The sequence below is a fragment of the uncultured Tenacibaculum sp. genome, assembly GCF_947494125.1.
Taxonomy (GTDB): Bacteria; Bacteroidota; Bacteroidia; order Flavobacteriales; family Flavobacteriaceae; genus Polaribacter.
Genome location: NZ_CANLTU010000033.1, coordinates 1 through 1,893, shown reverse-complemented (window position 1 = coordinate 1,893; position 1,893 = coordinate 1). Strand labels below are relative to the sequence as shown.

Annotated in this window: 1 protein-coding gene; it reads right to left on the bottom strand. The window is 30.5% G+C overall.

Annotated elements, in window-relative coordinates; genetic code table 11:
- On the bottom strand, nucleotides 1-1,893 hold a 1,893-nt coding region (locus tag Q0881_RS17675; RefSeq protein WP_299163275.1), incomplete at its 5' end, for a peptidase domain-containing ABC transporter.

Genomic DNA, 1,893 nt, shown 5'->3' with positions numbered 1-1,893 from the left:
TTATTTACCTAAGTCTAGCTGGTTTTTAACTAGATGGTAATAACTTCCTTTTAATTTTATAAGTTCTTCATGTGAGCCTTTTTCTATAATTGCTCCTTTGTCTAAAACTACGATTTGATGTGCATTTTTTACAGTACTTAATCTATGAGCTATTACAACAGCTGTTTTATCTGCAAAAAAAGTGTTTAATTTTCCCATTATTACCTTTTCATTATTGGCATCTAAAGCTGATGTTGCTTCATCAAAGAATAAAAACTTTGGGTTTTTATATACAGATCGAGCTATTAATAATCGTTGTTTTTGTCCTGTACTCAGTCCGTTTCCTTCGCTTCCTATTTTAGTATTATAACCTAAGGGCAATCCTTCTATATAATCGGAGATATTTGCTACATCTATAGCGTGTGCTAATTTCTCTTTATCTACATAATCTTCTCCTACCGCTATGTTTTTTGCTATTGAATCATTAAAAATGTAACCTTCCTGCATAACCACTCCACAGTTTCTTCTCCACTCTTTTTGTGAGATGTTTTTTAGGTTAAAATTATTGACCATAATATCTCCTTTGTCTACTTGATAAAACCCAAGTAATAATTTCATTAGTGTAGTTTTACCACTTCCACTAACACCTACTATTGCCGTTGTTTTATTGGCGGGTATTTCTAAGGATAAATCATTAAGTACTGGTTCTAATCCTCCTGTATATCTAAATGAAATGTTTTTTAGTTTTATAATTGCGTTTTCTGGAATGTTGGTTACTTTTTCATCTTCTGGCTTTTCTTCATCTTCCATATTATGGATTTCTCCTAATCGATCTACAGATATTTGTGCATCTTGTACATCCCGCATAAAGTTTATTAGCTGTGTAATTGGTCCGTTTAATTGTCCTACGATATAACTAATAGCCATCATCATACCCAGACTTATTTGTCCGTCGATAACTAGTTTTGCTGACAAAACGGTAATGAACATGTTTTTTAGTTCATTTATAAAATTAGAACCGACACTTTGTGTTTGCTCTAATGCTAAACTTTTAGTGGCTACTTTAAATAATCGTGCTTGTACATATTCCCAGTTCCAACGCATGCGTCTTTCTGCATTGTGTAACTTTATTTCTTGCATTCCATTGATAAGCTCAATTACCTTACTTTGTTCTTGACTTACTTGTGAGAATCGTTTATAATCTAATTCTTTTCGTTTCTTAAAAAAGAAAAGTACCCATCCAAAATACAATACACTTCCTAGCACAAATACACCAAATATTTGCAAGCTATAATAGCCTAAAACCAAACTGAATATAATTAGGTTAAAGAATGAAAATAATACGGTTAAGGATGATGTAGTTAATATTCGTTCTATACGTTTATGATCATTTATTCTTTGCAATAAATCACCAGTCATTCTAACATCAAAATAAGAAATAGGTAGTTTCATTAATTTGATAAAGAAATCTGAAATTAAAGAGATATTAATCCGAGTACTTAAATGCAATAGAATCCAACTTCTAATAATTTCTAATGAAGCTTTTCCTATAAATAGAAATAATTGTGCAAATAGTATTAGATATACAAAATGTAGATCGTTGTTTTCAATACCAACATCAACAATACTTTGTGTTAAAAAAGGTAGGATTAACTGCAATAAACTTCCTGCTAACAATCCTATAATTAGCTGGATGATAAATTTTTTGTATCTGAATAAGTATTTGAATATAAATGAGAATCCAAATTTTTCATCTTCTTCAAATTCTTCACTATAAAACTTTGGTGTTGGCTCTACTAATAATACAATTCCTTCTTCTGTATTTTCATCTGCATTATTTCCTATCCAATGCTGTATAAACTCTTCTTTGGTAAAAGTTATAAGTCCATGTGCAGGATCGGAGATATAAACCGT